Source organism: Promicromonospora sp. CA-289599 (genome assembly GCF_050936155.1).
Taxonomy (GTDB): Bacteria; Actinomycetota; Actinomycetes; order Actinomycetales; family Cellulomonadaceae; genus Promicromonospora.
The window spans coordinates 1-18701 of sequence record NZ_JBNJNI010000001.1 but is presented as its reverse complement, the minus strand read 5'-3'; the positions used below and the strand labels follow the sequence as shown (position 1 = coordinate 18701).

Below are 18701 nucleotides of genomic sequence, written 5' to 3'. Positions count from 1 at the left end.
GCGCTATCGTTCCCGCGTGAGGGAGAACCCGCGGCCGACACGGCACCTCGAGCAGCTCGAGACAGCGCAGCTCGGCAAGCTCGCCCCAGGTTCGGTGAGCGGGCCGGCCTGGGACCTGGTCGCGCTGCCCGGCCTGCCGGACGACGGTGCGCCGGAAGCGTCGGACGTCGACGCCGTCGCGCACGGCTTCCCACCAGCCTCACCAGCCTCACCAGTCCTGCCAGCCGCACCAGCCGCACCAGCCCCACCAGCCGCACCAGCTGAGTCGGTCACACCGCCTCCAGCGCCCGGCACCGGCGTGCGCAGGTTGACCATGGTCGCGGTCGGGTGCGGGGTGCTCGCGGCCTTCGCCCTGGGGATCGGTGGCCTGACCATGCTGTGGGCGGACCGCCCCGACACCGAGACCACGGGCCCGGTCGAGCGCACGGCCCTCGACCTGCCGCTCGTCCCCGCCGACGACATCCACGACGCTGACACCGGCGAGCGTGCGGAGACATGCCCGCGCGATGCGGACGACACGGAGGCGGGCGAACCCCGCGACGACGGCGATGACGGCGCGGGCGGCGCGGACGCGGGCTTGCTGGGGGACGGGACGGCGTCGTCGGGCGCCGGGCCCGATCAGGGCGCCACCGGCGAAGGCACACCGGGCGCAGGCACAGGCACCGGTGGTTCCGGCAGCTCCGGCGGATCAGGATCCGACCCGGGCTCCGGCTCCGGCTCCGGCTCCGGCTCCGGCGGAGGCGGCGGGGGCGGGGGCACGACGCCGACCGACGGCCCACCACCCCCGACGTCGGACCCGACCACCGACCCGACGGAGGAGCCGACTCCGGAGCCCACGCCCACTACGTCCGACGAGCCGACCCCCGAGCCGACGCCGAGCCCCACCGCGTCGCCCACGCCGACGCCGACCGGCGCCCCGGTGTCCCCGAACACCGACGGCTGACCGGCCGGCCGCGCGTCACACCGCGGCGCGCACCCACGCCGTCGTCGAGCCGGGCAGCAGGCCGCCAGGCAGCGGCTCGCTCGTGAGCAGCACCTCTCCGTCCGGCAGCGGTACGGCGTCCGGACCGAAGTTGGTCACGACGTGCCAGCCGTTCGGGCGCGTGAAGTGGACGACGTCGGCGCGTCCGGGCACCCACTCGAGCGTCTCGTCGGTCTGCAGCTCGTGGCGCAGCGCCAGCGCCGCCCGGTAGAGCTCCAGCGTCGAGCCGGGCGCGCCGTCCTCGGCCTCTACCGACAGCGCCCCGAAGGTCGCGGGCTGCGGCAGGTGCGCGCCACCCTCGCCGAAGCCGAAGGACTTGCCCTCCCGGGTCCACGGCAGCGGCACGCGGCAGCCGTCGCGTCCGACGTCGACGCCGGGGTTGCGGAAGAACGCCGGGTCCTGACGCTCCGCCGCGGGGATGTCGGCGACCTCCGGCAGGCCGAGCTCCTCGCCCTGGTAGAGGTAGGCGCTGCCCGGCAGGCCCAGCATGAGCAGTGTCGCGGCACGTGCCCGGCGCAGGCCCAGGGCGACGTCGGCGGCGGGTTCCGTACCGCCCGAGAGCAGCCAGGCACTGCCCTGCTTCGCCGGGTCGCCGTCGCGCGGCGGCAGCGCGTAGCGGGTGGCGTGGCGCACGACGTCGTGGTTCGAGAAGACCCAGGTCGTCGAGGACCCGGACGCCGCGGACAGCGCGAGGTTGTCGGCGATGATCGTCCGGAACTGCTCGGCGTCGAAGTCGGCCTCCAGCAGGTCGAAGTTGAACGCCTGGCCGAGCCCCTCGGCGCTCGCGTACCGGGGACGCCGCGGGGTCGAGACCCAGGCCTCCGCCACGGCGATGCGTGGCGGCGTGTACTCGTCGAACACCTTGCGCCAGTCGGCGTAGATCTCGTGGACCTCGTCGCGGTCCCAGAGCGGGTGCGCGCCGGGCTCCGTGATGGCGTCCATCTCCGCCTGCGTGGGCAGGGTGTCGCCGAGCTCCTTGGTCAGGGCGTGCGCGACGTCGATGCGGAACCCGTCGACGCCCCGGTCCGACCAGAACCGCAGGGTCTTGCGGAAGTCCGCGCGGACCTCTTCGTTGTCCCAGTTGAAGTCCGGCTGCTCCTTGGCGAAGAGGTGCAGGTACCACTGGCCGTCGGGTACGCGCGTCCACGCGAGCCCGCCGAACATGCTCTCCCAGTCGGCCGGGGGCTCGGAACCGTCCGCGCCGAGGCCGTCCCGGAAGACGTAGCGTGCGCGCTCCGGGCTGCCGGGACCCGCGGCGAGCGCCTCCTGGAACCAGACGTGCTGGTCCGAGGAGTGGTTCGGCACGATGTCGACGATCACGCGGATGCCCGCGGCGTGCAGTGCGGTGACCATCTCGTCGAACTCGTCGAGCGTGCCGATCCTGGGGTCGACGTCGCGGTAGTCGGCGACGTCGTACCCGCCGTCGGCCAGCGCGGAGGGGTAGAACGGACTGAGCCAGATCGCGTCGATACCGAGCCCCCGGAGGTACGGCACACGGGAGATGATGCCGCGCAGGTCACCGATGCCGTCGCCGTTCGCGTCGGCGAAGCTGCGCGGGTAGATCTGGTAGACGGCCGCCTGCCGCCACCAGGTGGGGTCGACCGCGAGGGGCTGGTGGGTGTCGGTGTTGCTGGTCACTGGTGCTGGATCCTTTGCGGTGGGGGACTGGTTGCCGGTCACTCGTGCGCAGGAATGCCGTGCCCACCAGCGTATGGGTGCGGGCTCGGCGGGGCAGCCCGGCCAGGGGCTGGCAGGGGGCCGGCAGGGCCGGCCGGGGTCAGGCGGTCAGGGCATCGACCGCCGCGGGGGACAGGGCGTGGTCCACCGCCATGGCGCTCGCGCCGAGGACGCCCGCGCCCTCGCGCGCACGGGAGGTGACGATGCGCAGGTGCTGCGTGGCCAGCGGCAGGGACCTGCGGTAGACGGCCTCGCGGATGCCGGCGATGAGGTGCTCGCCGGCGTCGGCCACGACCCCGCCGATCACAATGACCGACGGGTTGAGCACGCTCACGCAGGAGGCCAGGACGCCGCCGATGTCGCGGCCGGCCTGCCGTACGGCCTGGCTCGCCGCGGTGCCCCGGGACCGGACGAGCGCGACGACGTCAGCGCTGTCAGCGGCTTCCAGCCCTTGGGCGGCCAGCGCTGTCGCGACCGCCCGGCCGCTCGCCACGGCCTCGAGGCAGCCGGTGTTGCCGCACCGGCAGGGCACGTGGTCGGCGCCCGGGACCGACATGTGCCCGACGTCGCCCGCCGCGCCCTGGGCGCCGCGGCGGAGGGCGCCGTCGGCGATGATGCCCGCGCCGATACCGGTGGAGACCTTGACGAGCAGCAGGTCGGAGACGTCGGACCAGGCGGTCCGGTGCTCACCGAGCGCCATGATGTTGACGTCGTTGTCGACCAGCACGGCGACCCCGAGCTCGGCGCCGAGGATGCCGGGGACGTCGATGTCGTCCCAGCCGGGCATGATCGGCGGGTTGATCGGGCGCCCCGTCGAGTGCTCCACGGGGCCCGGCAGCCCGATACCGATGGCGGCCAGGTCGGCGGTGTCACGGCCTGCGGCGGCGAGCAGGTCACGGCCGGCCCGGACCACCCAGGGCAGGACGACGTCGGGCCCCGCGGCGATCGAGAGGGGTTCGTCGCTCGCCGCGAGCACCGTGGAGGCGAGGTCGGTGACGGCCAGCCGGGCGTGCGTCGCGCCGAGGTCGACCGCGAGGACCACCCGGGCCCCCGGCTGGAACGCGAACGTCGCTGGCCGTCTGCCTCCGGTGGATCCCGCCATGCCCGCCGGGGCGATGAGCCCGGTGCTCATGAGCGCGTCGATCCGCGAGGCGATGGTCGACCGGGCCTGGCCGGTGATGGCCACCAGATCGGCGCGGGTACGGGGTTCGCGGTCGCGCAGCAGCTGGAAGAACTCGCCGGTACCCAGGGACAGCGGCACGCCCCTCGGAGGGTCGTCGATCAGCATGGGCAATCGCCTCCCGGGTGAACTTATGGCTGCGTATCGGCAAAAGATAGCCCATATGTGCTGCCGGTCGCAGAAGCCGCGTAAACGACAAGCATCTTTTGCTTGACATAGACCAAAAGGTCCCTACATTGGTGGATATGCGAGCCGATGACGACGCGCACACTCCAGTACCCGACCCGGAAAAAACCTCGGAATCGAGTTCGGAACGAGAGCCGGAAGCACCCGGCCCGGTGCTGCGCCTGCACGGCGTCGGCAAGGAGTTCTTCGGCACCTCGGTGCTGCGAGAGATCGACCTGACCCTGTATCCCGGGCAGGTCCACGCCCTCGTGGGCGAGAACGGCGCCGGCAAGTCGACGGTGATGAAGATCGTCGCCGGCGTCCACCGCCCGTCCGCCGGCACCATCGAGCTCGACGGTTCGCCCGTCTCCTTCCCGACGCCGCTCGACGCGCAGCGTGCCGGTGTCGCGACGGTCTTCCAGGAGTTCAACCTGCTGCCGGACCGGTCGGTCGCCGAGAACGTCTACCTCGGCCGTGAGCCGACCAGGCGCGGCATGTTCGGCGGTATGTTCGGCGGCAGATCCAGCGGCATGGTCGACCGCCGCCGGCTGCACGCCGACACCACCCGCCTCCTCGACGACCTGGGGCTGACGAGCATCGCGTCCTGGAACCGGGTCGGCTCCCTGTCCGTGGCGCAGCAGCAGATCGTCGAGATCGTCAAGGCGGTCTCGTACGACGCCCGGATCATCTCCATGGACGAGCCGACGGCGGCGCTCGCCGACCAGGAGGTCGCGCTGCTCTACGACCTGGTCCGGCAGTTGCGCGACCGCGGCGTCGCCATCCTGTACGTCTCGCACCGGCTCCAGGAGATCTACGACCTGGCCGACACGATCACCGTCCTCAAGGACGGCAACCACGTGCTCACCGCGACGGCCGCCGAGGTGAGCCCCGACCGGCTGGTGCGCACCATGGTGGGCCGCGACTTCGCCGGCTTCTTCCCGGACAAGCCCGCCGCCACAGTTTCCGGCGAGGTACCCGGCGAGATGTCCGGCGAAGTGTCCGGCGAGGTACGGCTGGCGCTCGCGGGCTCCGGCAACACGATGGTGGACGGCGTGGACCTCGAGGTGCGGGCCGGTGAGATCGTCGCGCTGGCGGGCCTGCAGGGGTCGGGCCGCACCGAGGTCGCGCACGGGGTGTTCGGTATCGCGCCGTTCACGCGCGGCAGCATGACCGTCGACGGGCAGCCCGTCCACGTGCGCACGCCGCGGCAGGGCGTACGGCACCGCCTCGCGCTGGTCAGCGAGGACCGCAAGTCGGAGGGCCTGGCCCTCGGCCAGTCGGTCCTCGCGAACGCGCGGCTCGTGCTCGACGCCGTCCTGCCGGGTGTGTCGGACCGCCGGGCGCGGCGCATCACCGAGGTGCTGCGGTCGCTCGCCGTGCCCGCGAGCACCGTCGCTGCCGCCCAGGACACCGAGGTGCAGTACCTGTCCGGCGGCAACCAGCAGAAGGTCGTCCTCGCCAAGTGGCTGGTGACCGAGCCGCGGGTGATCGTGCTCGACGAGCCGACGCGCGGGATCGACGTCGGCGCCAAGCGCGCCGTCTACGACCTGATGCGCACGCTGACCGCCGACGGGACCGCCGTCCTGCTCATCTCGTCCGAGCTGCCGGAGGTGGTGGCGATGGCCGACCGCATCCTCGTCCTGTGCGACGGCCGGATCGCCGGGGAGCTGCCGGGCGGCAGCGACGAGGAGACCATCATGGCGCTGGCGACGGGGGCGGCATGACGACCGGCACAACGACCAGCACCGTGCGCAGTCTTCGCCTCGGGTCCACCGAGATCGTCTACCTGGCGCTGGTCGGCATCCTGCTGGTCGCGGGCGCGCTCGTGGCGGCCCGCGGCGGCAACCTCTTCGCGCAGGGCAACGTCAGCTACATGCTCACGCAGACGAGCCTGCTCGGGTTCGTCGCCGTCGGGCAGACGCTGGTGATCCTGTGCCGCTCGCTCGACCTGTCGGTGGGATACGTCGTCGCGCTGTGCTCGCTGATCGGGGCGACGACGATGGCGGGCGACCCGGCGCGCGTCTGGCTCGGGGTGGTGGCCGCGCTGGCGGTCGCGGCCGGCGTCGGGCTCGTGAACGGCCTGATCATCTCGGCGCTGAGCGTCAACCCGTTCATCGCGACGCTCGGCATCGGCCTGATCGTCAAGGGCTTCCTCGACACGCGGTTCAAGGGGCCGGAGGGCGAGGTGCCGTTCGCCTTCCAGACGTTCGGGTACACCCGCGTCGGCCCGGTGCCCGTCTCGACGATCGTCATGCTGCTCGTCGCCGCGGCGGCGTTCGTGCTGCTCACGCGGACCCGGGCGGGCTATCACATGTTCGCGGTGGGCGGGAACCTCGACGTCGCCCGGCTCTCGGGTGTGCGCACGAGCCGCACCCTCGTCCTGGCGCACGTGCTGTGCTCCCTGTGTGCCGGCATCGCGGGCCTGCTCATCGCCGCCCGGTTCGGCACCGGGAACGCGCTGGTCTACTCCTACGGCCTCGACCTCGACTCGATCGCCGCGGTGGTGCTGGGCGGCACGCTCCTGTTCGGCGGCCGGGGCTCGGTGGTCGGCACGGTCGGCGGGGTGGCGATCCTCGCGGTGCTCGACACCGCGTTCAACGTGCTCGACGTCAACCCGTTCTTCAAGGACGTGCTGCGCGGCGTCGTCATCATCGCCGCGGTGGCCCTGTACGCACGGCGCCAGATCGACCCGGCGAGCCGGCGGGTCCGGTTCGGCACCAAGGTCTCGGCCGCCCGAGGAGGCGACGTCGCATGACCCGGACCGAAGACACCGCACGCAGCACCGCACGCAGCACCGCACGCGGTACCTCGCGCAGCACCGCACGACGCTGGCGCGAGCGGCTCCTGTCCGGCGGCAGCTGGACCGTGCTCGCGCTGCTCGTGCTGGTCCTCGCCGTGATCGTCGTGATCAACCCGTCCTTCGCGGAGCCGGTGTCGCTCATGGCGTTCGCGAAGAAGGCCGCGCCGCTGGTGGTGCTCGCGATCGGCCAGTACTTCGTCATCGTCTCCGGTGAGTTCGACCTGTCGGTGGGTTCGCTCGTCGGCGCCCAGGTGGTGATCGCGGCCCGGCTGATGGACGGCGACGAGGCACTGACCTGGCCGGTCGTGGGGCTCATGCTCGTCTTCGGGCTGCTGGTCGGGCTCGTCAACGGCCTGGTGACGACGCTGCTGCGGGTCCCGTCCTTCATCACCACGCTCGGCATGATGCTCGTGCTGTTCGGCGCCATCCGGCTGTGGACCGGCGGTGCGCCGACGGGTGCGCTGAGCGAGAGCTTCCGGGTGCTGGGCCGCAAGGGCTTCCCGGACGTCCCGGGACAGTTCCAGGTCCCGTACGCCCTGCTGGTGGCCCTCGTCGTCGTCGCTCTCGCGGTGCTGCTGATGCGCCGCCCGTTCGGCAGGTCCCTGGTCGCCGTCGGCGACAACGCCGTCGCCGCCGCGTACAGCGGCGCCTCGGTGTGGTGGCTGCGCACCCGGGCGTTCCTGCTCTCCTCGTTCCTCGCCACCGTCGCGGCGGTGCTCATCGGCGGGTTCGCCGGGGTCACCGCCCAGGTGGGTCAGGGGCTGGAGTTCATGGCGATCACCGCCGTCGTGCTGGGTGGTGTCGCCCTCGGGGGCGGCCGCGGGACGGTGGTGGCCGCCATGGTCGGCGCGCTGACGCTCGAGGCCCTGTTCACGCTCTTCAACCAGCTCGCCCTGCCGTCGACCATCCGGCCCGCCGTGCAGGGCGTGATCCTCATCGCCGCCGTCGCCTACGCGGCACGTCGGCGCCGCACCTGACCACCACTGATCGAAAGAACCGCACTCAGCACGAACCGCACTCATCAAAGGGGATGGACATGCGATCGACCCGAGCACTGCTGGCGAGCGCGGCGGCGGGAACGCTGCTCCTGCTGACGGCCTGCACCACCGACACCCCTACCGAGCAGGCACCGTCCACCGAGACGAGCGCGGCGGAGGAGGCGCCCGCCGACTCCGGGGCCGGGAGCGAGTGGTTCGTCCAGGCGGACTACGACCGGGAGCTGGCCCAGCGCGACGTCGAGCCGGAGGGCCCGGCCGACGAGCCCTGGCTCCAGGCCATCGAGCCGGAGTGGGTGGACACCGCCGACCTCGCCGGCGAGGGCGGCGACAAGACGCTCTGCTTCTCCAACGCCTCGGTCTCCAACCCCTGGCGCGTCACCGGCTGGATCACCATGCAGCAGCAGGTGGAGGTGCTCCAGGAGGAGGGCGTGATCGGCGAGTTCCGGGTCTCGGACGCCGCCGACGACGACAACAAGCAGATCTCCGACATCCAGGCGTTCGTCGAGGCGGGTGACTGCGACGCGATAGTCATCTCCCCGTCGACGACGGCGACGCTCACCCCCGCCGTCGAGGCCGCCTGCGAGAGCGGCAAGCCGGTCATCGTGTTCGACCGCGGCGTGAACACCGACTGCATGGTCACGTTCATCCACCCGATCGGCGGGTACGCGTACGGCGCGGTGGGCGCGGAGTTCCTGGCCGAGAACCTGGACCCCGGCTCGACGGTCCTGGCGCTGCGCATCCTGCCCGGCGTCGACGTGCTGGAGCACCGGTGGGCCGCGGCCGACAAGGTCTTCTCGGAGAGCGACATCGAGGTGGTCGGGGTCGAGTTCACCGGCGGTGACGGCGCCAAGATCAAGGACCTCGTCACCCAGTACCTGCAGCGCGGCGAGGTCGACGGCATCTGGATGGACGCGGGCGACGGCGCCGTCGCGGCGGTCGAGGCGTTCGAGGACGCCGGCAAGCCGTACCCGGTCTTCGTCGGCGAGGACGAGATGAGCTTCCTGCGCAAGTGGGACGAGACGGGGATGACGGCGATCGGCAACGTCTACTCCAACTTCCAGTGGCGCACCCCGATCCTGGCCGCGCAGAAGATCTGGGCCGGCGAGGAGGTGCCGGCCGAGTGGGTGCTGCCCCAGGAGCCGGTCACCTCCGCTGACCTCGCGGGATTCCTCGAGGCCAACGCTGACATGCCCTCCCTGCACTACGCGAAGTTCGGCGGCGAGGACCTGCCCGGCTACCCCGAAGCCTGGACGGACCGCTAGATGGCTGTGCCGATGAGAAACGTGCAGCCATGGACGGTCCCGGAGGGGCCCGCGACCACCTGGCCGATCGGCGTCAACACCTGGGTGTGGACGTCGCCGCTCACCGACCGTTCGCTCGCCGACCTCGCGCCCCGCGTGGCGGACTGGGGGTTCGACGTCCTCGAGCTGCCCGTCGAACGCCTCGGTGACTGGGACCCGCCCCGCGCGGCGCAGGTCCTGGCGGACAACGGTCTCGGCGCGAGCGTGTCCCTCGTCATGGGCGAGGGCCGCGAGCTCGTCGCGGCCGACGCCGGCACGGTGCGGGCGACGCAGGACTACCTGCGTGCGGTGGTCGACGCCGCGCACACGGTGGGCGCGCGGGTGATCGGCGGCCCGGCGTACGCCTCGGTAGGGCGCACCTGGCGGACGACGCCGCAGGAGCGGGCCGACGCGTACGCCGAGCTCGCGGAGCACCTCGCGCCGGTGGTCGAGCACGCGATCGCGGCGGGCGTCGTGATCGGTCTCGAACCGCTCAACCGCTACGAGACGAGCCTGGTCAACACCGTCGATCAGGGCCTGGAGGCGATAGCCCCGCTGCCCGCCGAGGGGATCGGGCTGATGCTCGACGTCTACCACATGAACATCGAGGAGCGGGACCTGCCCGCCGCGGTCGAACGCGCCGGTGCGCGGATCGCGGCGGTGCAGGTCTGCGGCAACGACCGCGGCGCACCCGGCGGCGACGGGATCGACTGGCCGGCGCTGCTCGCCGCGCTGGAGCAGGCCGGATACGCCGGGCCGCTCGTCATCGAGTCGTTCACCGGCGAGAACGCCACCATCGCCACCGCCGCGTCGATCTGGCGGCCGCTGGCCGCGAGCCAGGACACCCTCGCGACCGACGGCCTCGCACACCTGAGAGGACTGATGCCCTGACACCCGTCTGAACCGCACGCGCTCGCGAGCGCTCGGCGCCGGCACGCCGGGCTGGTCAACGAAACACGCTCCGCCGGGAGTTCCCGGCGGGACCGCACGTCGATCTGCCACGCCGATCTGCCAGGAGGCAACACGATGACCGCACCACGACGTCCCCGCTGGGGGAGATCCATCGCGGCGCTCGCGATCGGAGCGCTGGCGCTCACGCTCGCGTCCGTCCCGGCCACTGCCGCCGTCGGACACCGGGCCGCCGCGGACAAGAGAGCCGTTGCCGGGCCGGCCGAGGTCCAGGCCGAGGTCGTGCAAGAAGGCAGAGTCCTCATCTTCACGGCCACCACCCAGTACCGGCACGAGGAGGCGATCACGCAGGGCACCCCGGTGCTCGAGGCGGCGTTCGCCGAGGCGGGCATCGAGTCCGACCACACGGAGGACCCGACGGTCTTCAACGACGCCGACCTGGCGCAGTACGACGCGCTGGTCATGTTCCAGGCGTCCGGCGACCCGTGGAACGCCGAGCAGAAGGCCGCGATGGAGCGGTACCAGCAGGCGGGCGGCGGCATCGTCGCCATCCACAACGCGACGGACATGCGCGGCAGCTACGCCTGGTGGGACGAGATGATCGGGGCGCTGATGCCCGGCCACGCCGCCACGGGCTCGAGCCCCGGCCTGCCCGGCACGGTCCGCGTGGAGGACCGCAAGCACCCCTCCACGCAGCACCTGCCGCAGCGCTGGGACCGCGCCGACGAGTGGTACAACTACTCGGCCAACGTGCGCGGCGACGCCCACGTGCTGGCCACGATGGACGAGTCGACCTACGACCCGGGCGGCAACGCCATGGGCTACGACCACCAGATCTCGTGGTGCAAGTACTACGACGGCGGCCGCGCGTGGATGACTGGCATGGGCCACTTCGGCGCGCACTACACGGGGGAGCCGGAGCTGGTGGCGCATATCGTCGGTGGTGTGCAGTGGGCGGCCGGGCTGGCCGCGGGCGACTGCGGCGGCACCGACTGGGGCCAGTTCGAGAAGGTGGCGCTGGACACGAACACGAGCGCGCCCTTCGGGATCGACGTCGCACCCGACGGCCGGGTCTTCTTCACCGAGCTGGTGCGCGGGCAGATCCGGGTGTTCGACCCTCAGGCGCGGACCACGACCACCGCCGTGACGCTCCCGGTGTACTCGGGCGGCGAGGACGGCCTGCTGGGCATCGCGCTCGACGAGGACTTCGCGGAGAACGGCTACCTGTACCAGTACTGGTCGCCCGCGAGCGAGGACGACACGGACCCCGCGAGCTTCCACAACCGGCTTTCCCGGTTCACGGTCACGACGAGCGCCTCGGGGGCGACGACCATCGACCCGGCGTCCGAGAAGGTGCTGCTGGAGGTCCCGGCCCGGCGCCTGCCGGACGAGCCGGGGCACACGGGCGGCGGGGTCGTCGTCGACCACACCAGCGGCGACCTGTACCTCGGCGTCGGCGACGACGTGAACCCGCACTCGGAGCCGTCGGGCGGGTACGCACCCATCTCCGAGCGGGACGGCACCTTCCACGACGCGCGGGCGACGTCCGCCAACACCAACGACCTGCGCGGCAAGGTGCTGCGGATCCATCCCGAGGACGACGGCACCTACTCCGTCCCGGAGGGCAACCTGTTCCCGGAGTCGGAGGACACGCAGGACAAGACGCTGCCCGAGATCTACGCGATGGGCTTCCGCAACCCGTTCCGGTTCGCCATCGACCCGGCCACGGGCAACCTCGGCGTCGCCGACTACTCGCCGGACAGCAACACCGACAACCTGGCGCAGCGCGGCCCCGCGGGCATCGCCGAGTGGAACCTCATCAAGGAGCCCGGCTTCTTCGGCTGGCCGCTCTGCATGGGCGACAACGAGCCGTTCCGGGACGTCGACTACCGGACCAGTCCCGTCACCGTCGGCGAGTTCTTCGACTGCGACGCGCCGGTCAACGACTCGGTGCGGAACACGGGCCTCACGGAGCTGCCCGCGGCCCAGCCGGCGGACCTCTGGTACGGCTACCAGCGGTCGTCGGTGCCGGGTGGGATCAACCAGGGCGGGGGACTGGCGCCGATGGGCGGCCCGTTCTACGACTTCGACCCGGAGCTCGACTCGGACACCAAGTTCCCCGAGTACTACGAGGGCAAGGCGTTCTTCTACGAGTGGGCGCGGAACCAGGTGTTCACCGTGGAGACCACGGACCCGGAGGCGGGAGCTGGCGAGACGGACGTCGAGAAGGTCAACCGGTTCCTGCCGGACGAGGACTTCCTCGCGCCGATCGACGCGAAGTTCGGGCCCGACGGCGCGATGTACGTGCTCGACTGGGGCGGCGGCTTCGGCAGGGACAACCCGAACTCCGGCCTGCACCGCGTCGACTACGTGTCGGGCTCGCGCTCGCCCGAGTCGGTACCGAAGGCGACGCCCGACTCCGGGACCGCGCCGCTGGAGGTGGAGTTCGACGGGACGGGCAGCACCGACCCGGAGGGCGAGAACCTCGCCTACGCGTGGGACTTCGACGGCGACGGCACCACCGACTCGACCGACCCGACGGCGTCGCACACGTACACCGCGGACGGCGTCTACGACGCCCGGCTCACCGTCACCGACCCGGCGGGCAAGGACGGGACCGCCACAGTGCCGATCACGGTGGGCAACACCCGGCCGGAGGTGGACTTCGGGCTCCCGCCGACGGGCTCGTTCTTCGAGTTCGGCGACACGGTCCCGTGGGACGTCTCCGTGACCGACGCCGAGGACTCGCCGGACGGCTCGGCGATCGACGACCAGCGCGTCGTCATCCAGCCGGCCCTGGGGCACGACGCGCACGCGCACCCGTCCGAGCCGCTGCACGGCCGCACGGGCTCCGTGGTGACCGAGCTCGGCGGCGGGCACGGCGAGGGCACCAACCTCTTCTACGTGCTCGACGCGCGCTACGAGGACGACGGCGGCGCGGGCGACATCCCGGCGCTCACCGGCTCGGACACCACCCTCCTGTTCCCCCGGGAGCGGCAGGCCGAGTTCCACACGACCCAGGAGGGCACGACGTCGGCGCCGAGCCGGGACGTCGAGGGCGGCGGGTCCGTCCTCGTCGGCGCCGAGGGCGCCTGGGCGTCCTACGACCCCGTGAGCCTGCGGGGTGTCGACGCCCTGACCCTCCGGGTGGCCTCGGCGTCCGCGGGCACCATCGAGCTTCGGCGCGATGCCCCGGACGGCGACCTGCTCGGCACCGCTCAGATCGTGGCCACCGGCGTCAGCGACTTCCGCGACGTGCGGGTAGTCGTCGACGACCCGGGGGAGAGCTTCGAGCTCTTCCTGGTCTTCCCCGGCCCGGGCGAGCGGCGGCTCAACTTCCTGGAGGCCAACGGCAAGGGCGCGGCAGAGACCACGCGGCCGGAGGTGGCCGTCACGGCACCCGAGGGCGGGGTCGAGCTCGAACCCGGCCAGGTCGACGTCACCGCCGACGCGACGGACGCGGAGAACGCCGTCAGCCAGGTGGAGTTCTTCGCCGACGACACGTCGATCGGCGTCGACGAGACGGCGCCCTACACGGCGCAGTGGGACGTCGCCGCCGACGGCTACTACGAGCTGACGGCCGTGGCGACCAACGACCAGGGGCTCGCGACCACCTCACGGATCGTCGTCGCACAGGTCGGCGACGTGTTCGCCGGGATGCGGACCTTCAGCAACGCGGACGGCGAGTTCGAGCAGCTGTCCACGGGGCGGTACGTCATCGAGTCGGGCGGCGCCAACATGTGGCAGGGCGTCGACCAGTACTCGGCGATCTACCGCGAGGGCACCGACCGGCACTGGACCGCCACCGTACGGATCAACAGCCAGGGCAACTCCCACGGGTCGGCCAAGGCCGGGATCATCGTCCGCAACGACGTGACCCTGCCAGGCTCGTCGCCGGGCTACGCGGCGCTCGGCATCCGGCCGAGCGGCGGGTTCGAGTGGCTGCGCGGCAACGACGCCGGCCAGCTCGTCACGTCGTCGAGCGGCGGTTCGACGGCATACCCGGCCTGGGTGCGGCTCGTGCGCGACGGCGACCTGTACTCGGCCTACCGGAGCTCCGACGGTGAGACGTTCACGCAGATCGGGGAGGCGGAGGCGCTCGCGGGCGCCGCCGACGTGCAGGACGTCGGGCTGTTCGTCACCGCGCACCACGGGTCGAACAGGAGCGCCGTGGAGTTCCAGGACCTCACGTTCGACGACCAGCCGGACCCGCCGCAGATCGAGGTCGCGGCGGCGAGCCGGTGCACCGGCCCGCAGGCACGCGTGAGGGTGAGCGCGACCAATGCGGGCGCTGACCCGGCACTTGTCGAGCTCAGCACCCCGTACGGGAGCAAGACGTACCGGAACGTGCTGCCCGGGGAGACCGTCTCCCGCCAGTTCCGCGCGGGCGCGAGGGCGATCCAGGCGGGGACCGCCACGGTCACCGCGGTCAACGGGCCGCACGAGGTGGTCGTCGGCGAGGGGTACGAGGCCGCGAGCTGTGGCTCGTAGCTGTAGCTGACCGGTTTGCCCGCTGAGAGATCCCGCTGAGAGATGAGGAGCAAGGACGTGCCGAGGACGAGGAGCAGACCGCGGAACACACCGCGCCGCGCGCCGAACGCCGCGGCACGTCCGTCGAGCCGGGGCGGTGCCGGCCGCCCCGGAACCCGGTCGCCGGTGCCCACGGGGCGCCGGCGGCTGGGCCGGGGAGCCGTGGTGGCAGCCGTACTGGCGGCTGTCGCCGTGGCCCTGCTGATGGTGCTGCTGGTGGTGCTGATGGCGCTGCGCCCGTGGGAGGGCGAGGCGTCGTCGGCGGGCGGGTTCGACGTCGACCCCGCCCGCGTGGCGGAGCTGGAGGCCGCGGAGGCGGAGCGGGCCGTCGAGAACCTGTCGGCGGCGGGCGAGCTCGCGGTCTCCGCCCAGGAGCGGCTCCTACCCGTGATGGACGGGCTGTACGAGACTCTGCCGGCCCGTGACGGGTCGGAGGGCGAGCCGACGTCGGACGAGGCGGCGCCGCCGACGTCGGCGGAGCTGGACGAGTGGCGCGCCGTCGTCGACGAGGTAGCCGCGGAGACGGAGGCGCTGCCGACCGGATCGTCCGAGCACAACATCGTCCGCAACGGGCTGATGCTCTCGACCCGGCTGCTGGGCGACACGCTCGACGTCCTCGTGCTGGCGGCAGGTGCCGACGGCGACGGGCGGGACTCGGCGCGGCTGTACGCCGTCGCGGGCGACCTGCGCACGCGGGCGGTGGACGCCTGGGCGGTGGCCGCGGTCCAGCTCGACCTGCAGCACATCGAGGCGGACCGCGGGCACCTGCACGCGTTCCTGCCGCTGCACTCGGGCATGAGCGCCGAGGGCGAGGCGGAGGTGTCGCACGGCGACCACTGAACTGTCCGCGCGGGGTGAGACGGGCCGCCGCGATCAGTCGAACAGCCGCCGGAACACGTTCGTGTCGGCCAGGTCGACCAGCTCGTCGCCGCGCCCCGACAGGATCGTGCGGATCGCGTACAGCGTGAAGCCCTTGACCTGCTGGGCGGTGATCGCGGGCGGGATCGACAGCTCCTGCTGCGCGGTGACGACGTCGACCAGCGCCGGCCCGTCGTGCTCGAACGCGGCCCGCAGCGCGCCCTCGAGGTCGTCCGGCTGCTCGACCCGCTGGCCGTGGATGCCCATCGCGGTGGCGACGTCGGCGAAGCTCGGGTTGTCGAGCTGCGTGCCGAAGTTCACGAAGCCCGCTGCCTTCATCTCCACCTCGACGAAGTTGAGCGAGGAGTTGTTGAACACCACGATCTTCACGGGCAGCTTGTTCTGCCGGACGGTCAGCAGTTCGCCGAGGAGCATCGAGAGACCACCGTCCCCCGACAGGGCGATCACCTGCCGCCCCGGGAGCGCCGACTGGGCGCCGACGGCGTGCGGCACGGCGTTCGCCATCGTGCCGTGGCTGAACGAGCCGATCAGGCGGCGCCTGCCGTTCATCGTCAGGTACCGGGACGCCCAGACGACGGGGGAGCCGACGTCGGGGATGAACACCGCGTCCTCACTGGCCAGCTCGCTCACCAGGCGCGCGACGTACTGCGGGTGGATCGGCTCGCGGTTGCGGTCGTTGTCGGCGAGGTCGTCGAGGTCCTTGCGCGTCCTCGCGTAGTGCTTGAGCGCGGAGTCGAGGTGCTTGCGGTTCGTGTGGTCGTCGAGCAGCGGCAGCAGCGCGTCGATGGTGTCGCCCACGTCGCCCACCAGCCCGAGGTCGACCGGTGTGCGCCGCCCGAGCTGTTCGCCTCGGATGTCGACCTGCACGATCTTCGCCTTGGCCGGGTAGAACTGCTGGTAGGGGAAGTCGGTGCCGAGCATGAGGAGCGCGTCGCAGCTCTCCATGGCGCGGTAGCCCGAGGAGAAGCCCAGCAGGCCGGTCATGCCGACGTCGTACGGGTTGTCGTACTCCAGGAACTCCTTGCCGCGCAGCGCGTGCACCACCGGGGCCTTGAGCCGCTCGGCGATCGCGAGCACCCGCTCGTGGGCGCCCTCGGTGCCCGCGCCGCCCAGGATGGTCACCTTCTTGGCCGCGTTCAGGATCTCGGCGGCCTGCCGCAGCTCGGCGTCGCGCGGGCGGACGACGCTCTGCGCCGCCCGGATCGGCGCGGACTTCCTGCGGCCGGTGCTCTCGGCAAGGAAGATCTCACCGGGGATGACGACGACGGCGACACCCCGCTTCTCGACGGCGGTCCGCATGGCGATCTCGAGCACGCGCGGCAGCTGCTCGGGCATGCTCACCAGCTCGGTGTAGACGCTGCACTCGCGGAACAGGTCCTGCGGGTGCGTCTCCTGGAAGTAGTTGCTGCCGATCTCGGCGCCCGGGATCTGCGCCGCGATCGCGAGCACCGGTACCCGGCTGCGGTGGGCGTCGAAGAGCCCGTTGATCAGGTGCAGGTTGCCCGGCCCGCAGCTTCCTGCGCAGACGGCGAGCTCTCCGGTCAGCGCGGCCTCGGCGGCCGCCGCGAAGGCCGCCGCCTCCTCGTGCCGCACGTGCTGCCAGGCGACGCCGTCGCTGGTCCGGATCGCGTCCGTGAAGCCGTTCAGCGAGTCGCCGGGCAGGCCGTAGACCCGCTCCACGCCGGCGTCCTTGATGATCTCGACGATCGTGTCAGCGACATTGGTCATGATGTGCGCCTCCTGGTCCGCTCGGTCTGTTGCGCCGTCCGTGCGACGTTACCGGCGATGACCGGCTTGTTCATGTCGGGCTGGGCTGTCCAGAAAAAGTGTGCCAAGCGTGCGACGCGGCCAGCCGCGGACGCGCCCGGACCGCAGTCGCCCCAGACCCTGGACACGCCCGGGGCAGGGGTCAGCCGATGCCCGCCAGCGCCTCGCCCAGCGGCGTGCGGGTGTGCAGGACGCGGACGCCGTTGCGGCGGCTGTCGATCAGGCCGGCGTCCCGCAGGACGGTGAGGTGGTGCGACGCCGTCGACACCGCGAGCTCGGTCAGTGCCGCGCACTCGGAGGTCGACAGGGGCTGCTGGAGCTCGAGGACGAGGCGGGCGCGGGTCGGCCCGAGCAGGGCGGAGAGCGCGGCGAGGGCGTCCGCGCCGTCGCGGTGCCAGGTCTCGGACACCCCGTGGGCCGGGTAGAAGATCGTCGGCTGTGCGGGGCGCTCGGTCAGCACGGCGCAGCCGCGCGTCGCCATCATGACCGACGGGACGAGCACCAGGCCGGTGCCGCCGCAGTCGACGATCTCCTCGTGCCGGCTCATCTGGACGCGCACTATCTCGTCGGCCCAGGTCACCGTGGAGTGCAGGGTGCTCGCCATCTCCGCGAGCCCGGCGTCGCTGCTGCGGCGTGCGCGGACACCGATGTCGGCCCGCAGCAGGCGGAGCATCTGCGGCCAGACAGGCGCGAGCAGCGTGTCCCAGACCTCTTGCCAGGCCTCGACGATCACCCTCCGGGCGTGGTCCGGTGCCGCGATCAGGTCGCGGATCTCCTGCTGCCGGGCGCCGGTCGAGCGAAGCACCATCTTCTCCAGGTCGAACCGGAGCCGTTCGTCGGGGACCTGACGCAGCCGTTCGGCCTCTTCCTCGGGAGTCATGTCGCCCGACGGCGTCGCGGTGAGGAAGTCGGGCATGTAGCCCTCGACGCCGCTGATGACCGCCATCAGGCGAAAGGCTTCGGTGGGTGGCTTGCCGCTGCTCTGTGCACCGCCCTGGGCGCTGCCCTGAATGCCAGCCTGGACGCTGCGGAACCAGCCCCAGTGCAGCGGCGCGCTCTGCGGGCGAAGGATGGTGCGCACGGCGTGCACGAGCTCATGACCGGGGGAGATGCCGAACCGCACCGCTGAGATGTCGCTGGAGCCGAGCCGGAACTCGACGAACTTTCGATCCACGTCGAAAGCGTAGTCAGTGGGTGCGCGGGCGGCGGAGAGTAGGGCTCATCAGGACGCAGCCTTCACCGAGAGGAAGTACCCACCATGAACAGCTCCGCAGCCGCCGCCGCCACTGCCGCCGCCCCCGCGGCGATCCCCGCCGACGACATCCGCATCGGCGAGAGCCGCACCCTCCGGTTCGAGGGCGCCCGGTACGGGTCGAACGTGTCGTTCTTCCTCGTCACGTCGGACCCCGGGCAGGGTCCGGGCCTGCACCGCCACCCCTACGACGAGACCTGGTCGGTGCTCGAGGGCGAGGCGACCATCGTCGTCGGCGACCGGACGTTCGTGGCCCGGGCCGGCGACACCGCCGTCGCACCC

At 72.1% G+C, this 18701-nt stretch carries 13 protein-coding genes; 9 read left to right on the top strand and 4 right to left on the bottom strand.

Annotation, left to right across the window (positions count from 1 at the left end; genetic code table 11):
* Nucleotides 1-16 precede the first annotated feature (16 nt).
* Nucleotides 17-943 carry a hypothetical protein gene (locus ACQEVI_RS00065; RefSeq protein WP_432893343.1) on the top strand — a complete coding sequence of 309 codons (927 nt, stop codon included), beginning with the start codon at nucleotides 17-19 and terminating at the stop codon, nucleotides 941-943.
* 15 nt (nucleotides 944-958) lie between these two features.
* Here the strand turns inward: ACQEVI_RS00065 and ACQEVI_RS00060 are convergent, their stop codons facing one another.
* Nucleotides 959-2620, bottom strand: a complete 1662-nt coding sequence (locus ACQEVI_RS00060) for a glycoside hydrolase family 13 protein (RefSeq protein ID WP_432893340.1) — start codon at nucleotides 2618-2620, stop codon at nucleotides 959-961.
* Between the two features lie 139 nt (nucleotides 2621-2759).
* The gene (locus ACQEVI_RS00055) at nucleotides 2760-3947 is read right to left on the bottom strand and encodes an ROK family protein (protein WP_432893337.1); all 1188 of its coding nucleotides are present in this window, start codon (nucleotides 3945-3947) and stop codon (nucleotides 2760-2762) included.
* Nucleotides 3948-4177: 230 nt separating this feature from the next.
* Between ACQEVI_RS00055 and ACQEVI_RS00050 the strand changes: the two genes are divergently transcribed.
* From ACQEVI_RS00050 to ACQEVI_RS00020, 7 genes are all read left to right on the top strand, one after another.
* On the top strand, nucleotides 4178-5728 hold the full coding sequence (locus ACQEVI_RS00050; RefSeq protein WP_432893335.1) for a sugar ABC transporter ATP-binding protein: 1551 nt from the start codon (nucleotides 4178-4180) through the stop codon (nucleotides 5726-5728).
* A complete protein-coding gene (locus tag ACQEVI_RS00045) occupies nucleotides 5725-6759 on the top strand; it encodes an ABC transporter permease (RefSeq protein ID WP_432893332.1) in 1035 nt (344 codons plus the stop codon). Before ACQEVI_RS00050 ends, ACQEVI_RS00045 begins: the two co-directional genes overlap by 4 nt.
* The gene (locus ACQEVI_RS00040; RefSeq protein ID WP_432893330.1) at nucleotides 6756-7781 is read left to right on the top strand and encodes an ABC transporter permease; all 1026 of its coding nucleotides are present in this window, start codon (nucleotides 6756-6758) and stop codon (nucleotides 7779-7781) included. Before ACQEVI_RS00045 ends, ACQEVI_RS00040 begins: the two co-directional genes overlap by 4 nt.
* A gap of 59 nt (nucleotides 7782-7840) precedes the next feature.
* Nucleotides 7841-9064: a substrate-binding domain-containing protein gene (locus ACQEVI_RS00035; RefSeq protein WP_432893328.1), complete on the top strand. Its 1224-nt coding sequence runs from the start codon at nucleotides 7841-7843 to the stop codon at nucleotides 9062-9064.
* A gap of 12 nt (nucleotides 9065-9076) precedes the next feature.
* Complete coding sequence (locus ACQEVI_RS00030; RefSeq protein WP_432893325.1) at nucleotides 9077-9973, top strand: sugar phosphate isomerase/epimerase family protein; 897 nt, start codon at nucleotides 9077-9079, stop codon at nucleotides 9971-9973.
* A gap of 135 nt (nucleotides 9974-10108) precedes the next feature.
* The gene (locus ACQEVI_RS00025; protein WP_432893323.1) at nucleotides 10109-14482 is read left to right on the top strand and encodes a ThuA domain-containing protein; all 4374 of its coding nucleotides are present in this window, start codon (nucleotides 10109-10111) and stop codon (nucleotides 14480-14482) included.
* A 204-nt stretch (nucleotides 14483-14686) separates the two neighbouring features.
* On the top strand, nucleotides 14687-15361 hold the full coding sequence (locus tag ACQEVI_RS00020) for a hypothetical protein (protein ID WP_432893321.1): 675 nt from the start codon (nucleotides 14687-14689) through the stop codon (nucleotides 15359-15361).
* Between the two features lie 33 nt (nucleotides 15362-15394).
* Here the strand turns inward: ACQEVI_RS00020 and poxB are convergent, their stop codons facing one another.
* Nucleotides 15395-17128 (bottom strand): ubiquinone-dependent pyruvate dehydrogenase, encoded by a 1734-nt coding sequence (poxB, locus tag ACQEVI_RS00015; protein WP_432893319.1) that lies wholly within the window; start codon nucleotides 17126-17128, stop codon nucleotides 15395-15397.
* A gap of 181 nt (nucleotides 17129-17309) precedes the next feature.
* Complete coding sequence (locus tag ACQEVI_RS00010) at nucleotides 17310-18341, bottom strand: ArsR/SmtB family transcription factor (RefSeq protein WP_432893316.1); 1032 nt, start codon at nucleotides 18339-18341, stop codon at nucleotides 17310-17312.
* Between the two features lie 84 nt (nucleotides 18342-18425).
* On the opposite strand from ACQEVI_RS00010, the gene ACQEVI_RS00005 reads away from it, so the two are divergent.
* On the top strand, nucleotides 18426-18701 hold a 276-nt coding region (locus ACQEVI_RS00005), incomplete at its 3' end, for a cupin domain-containing protein (protein WP_432893314.1).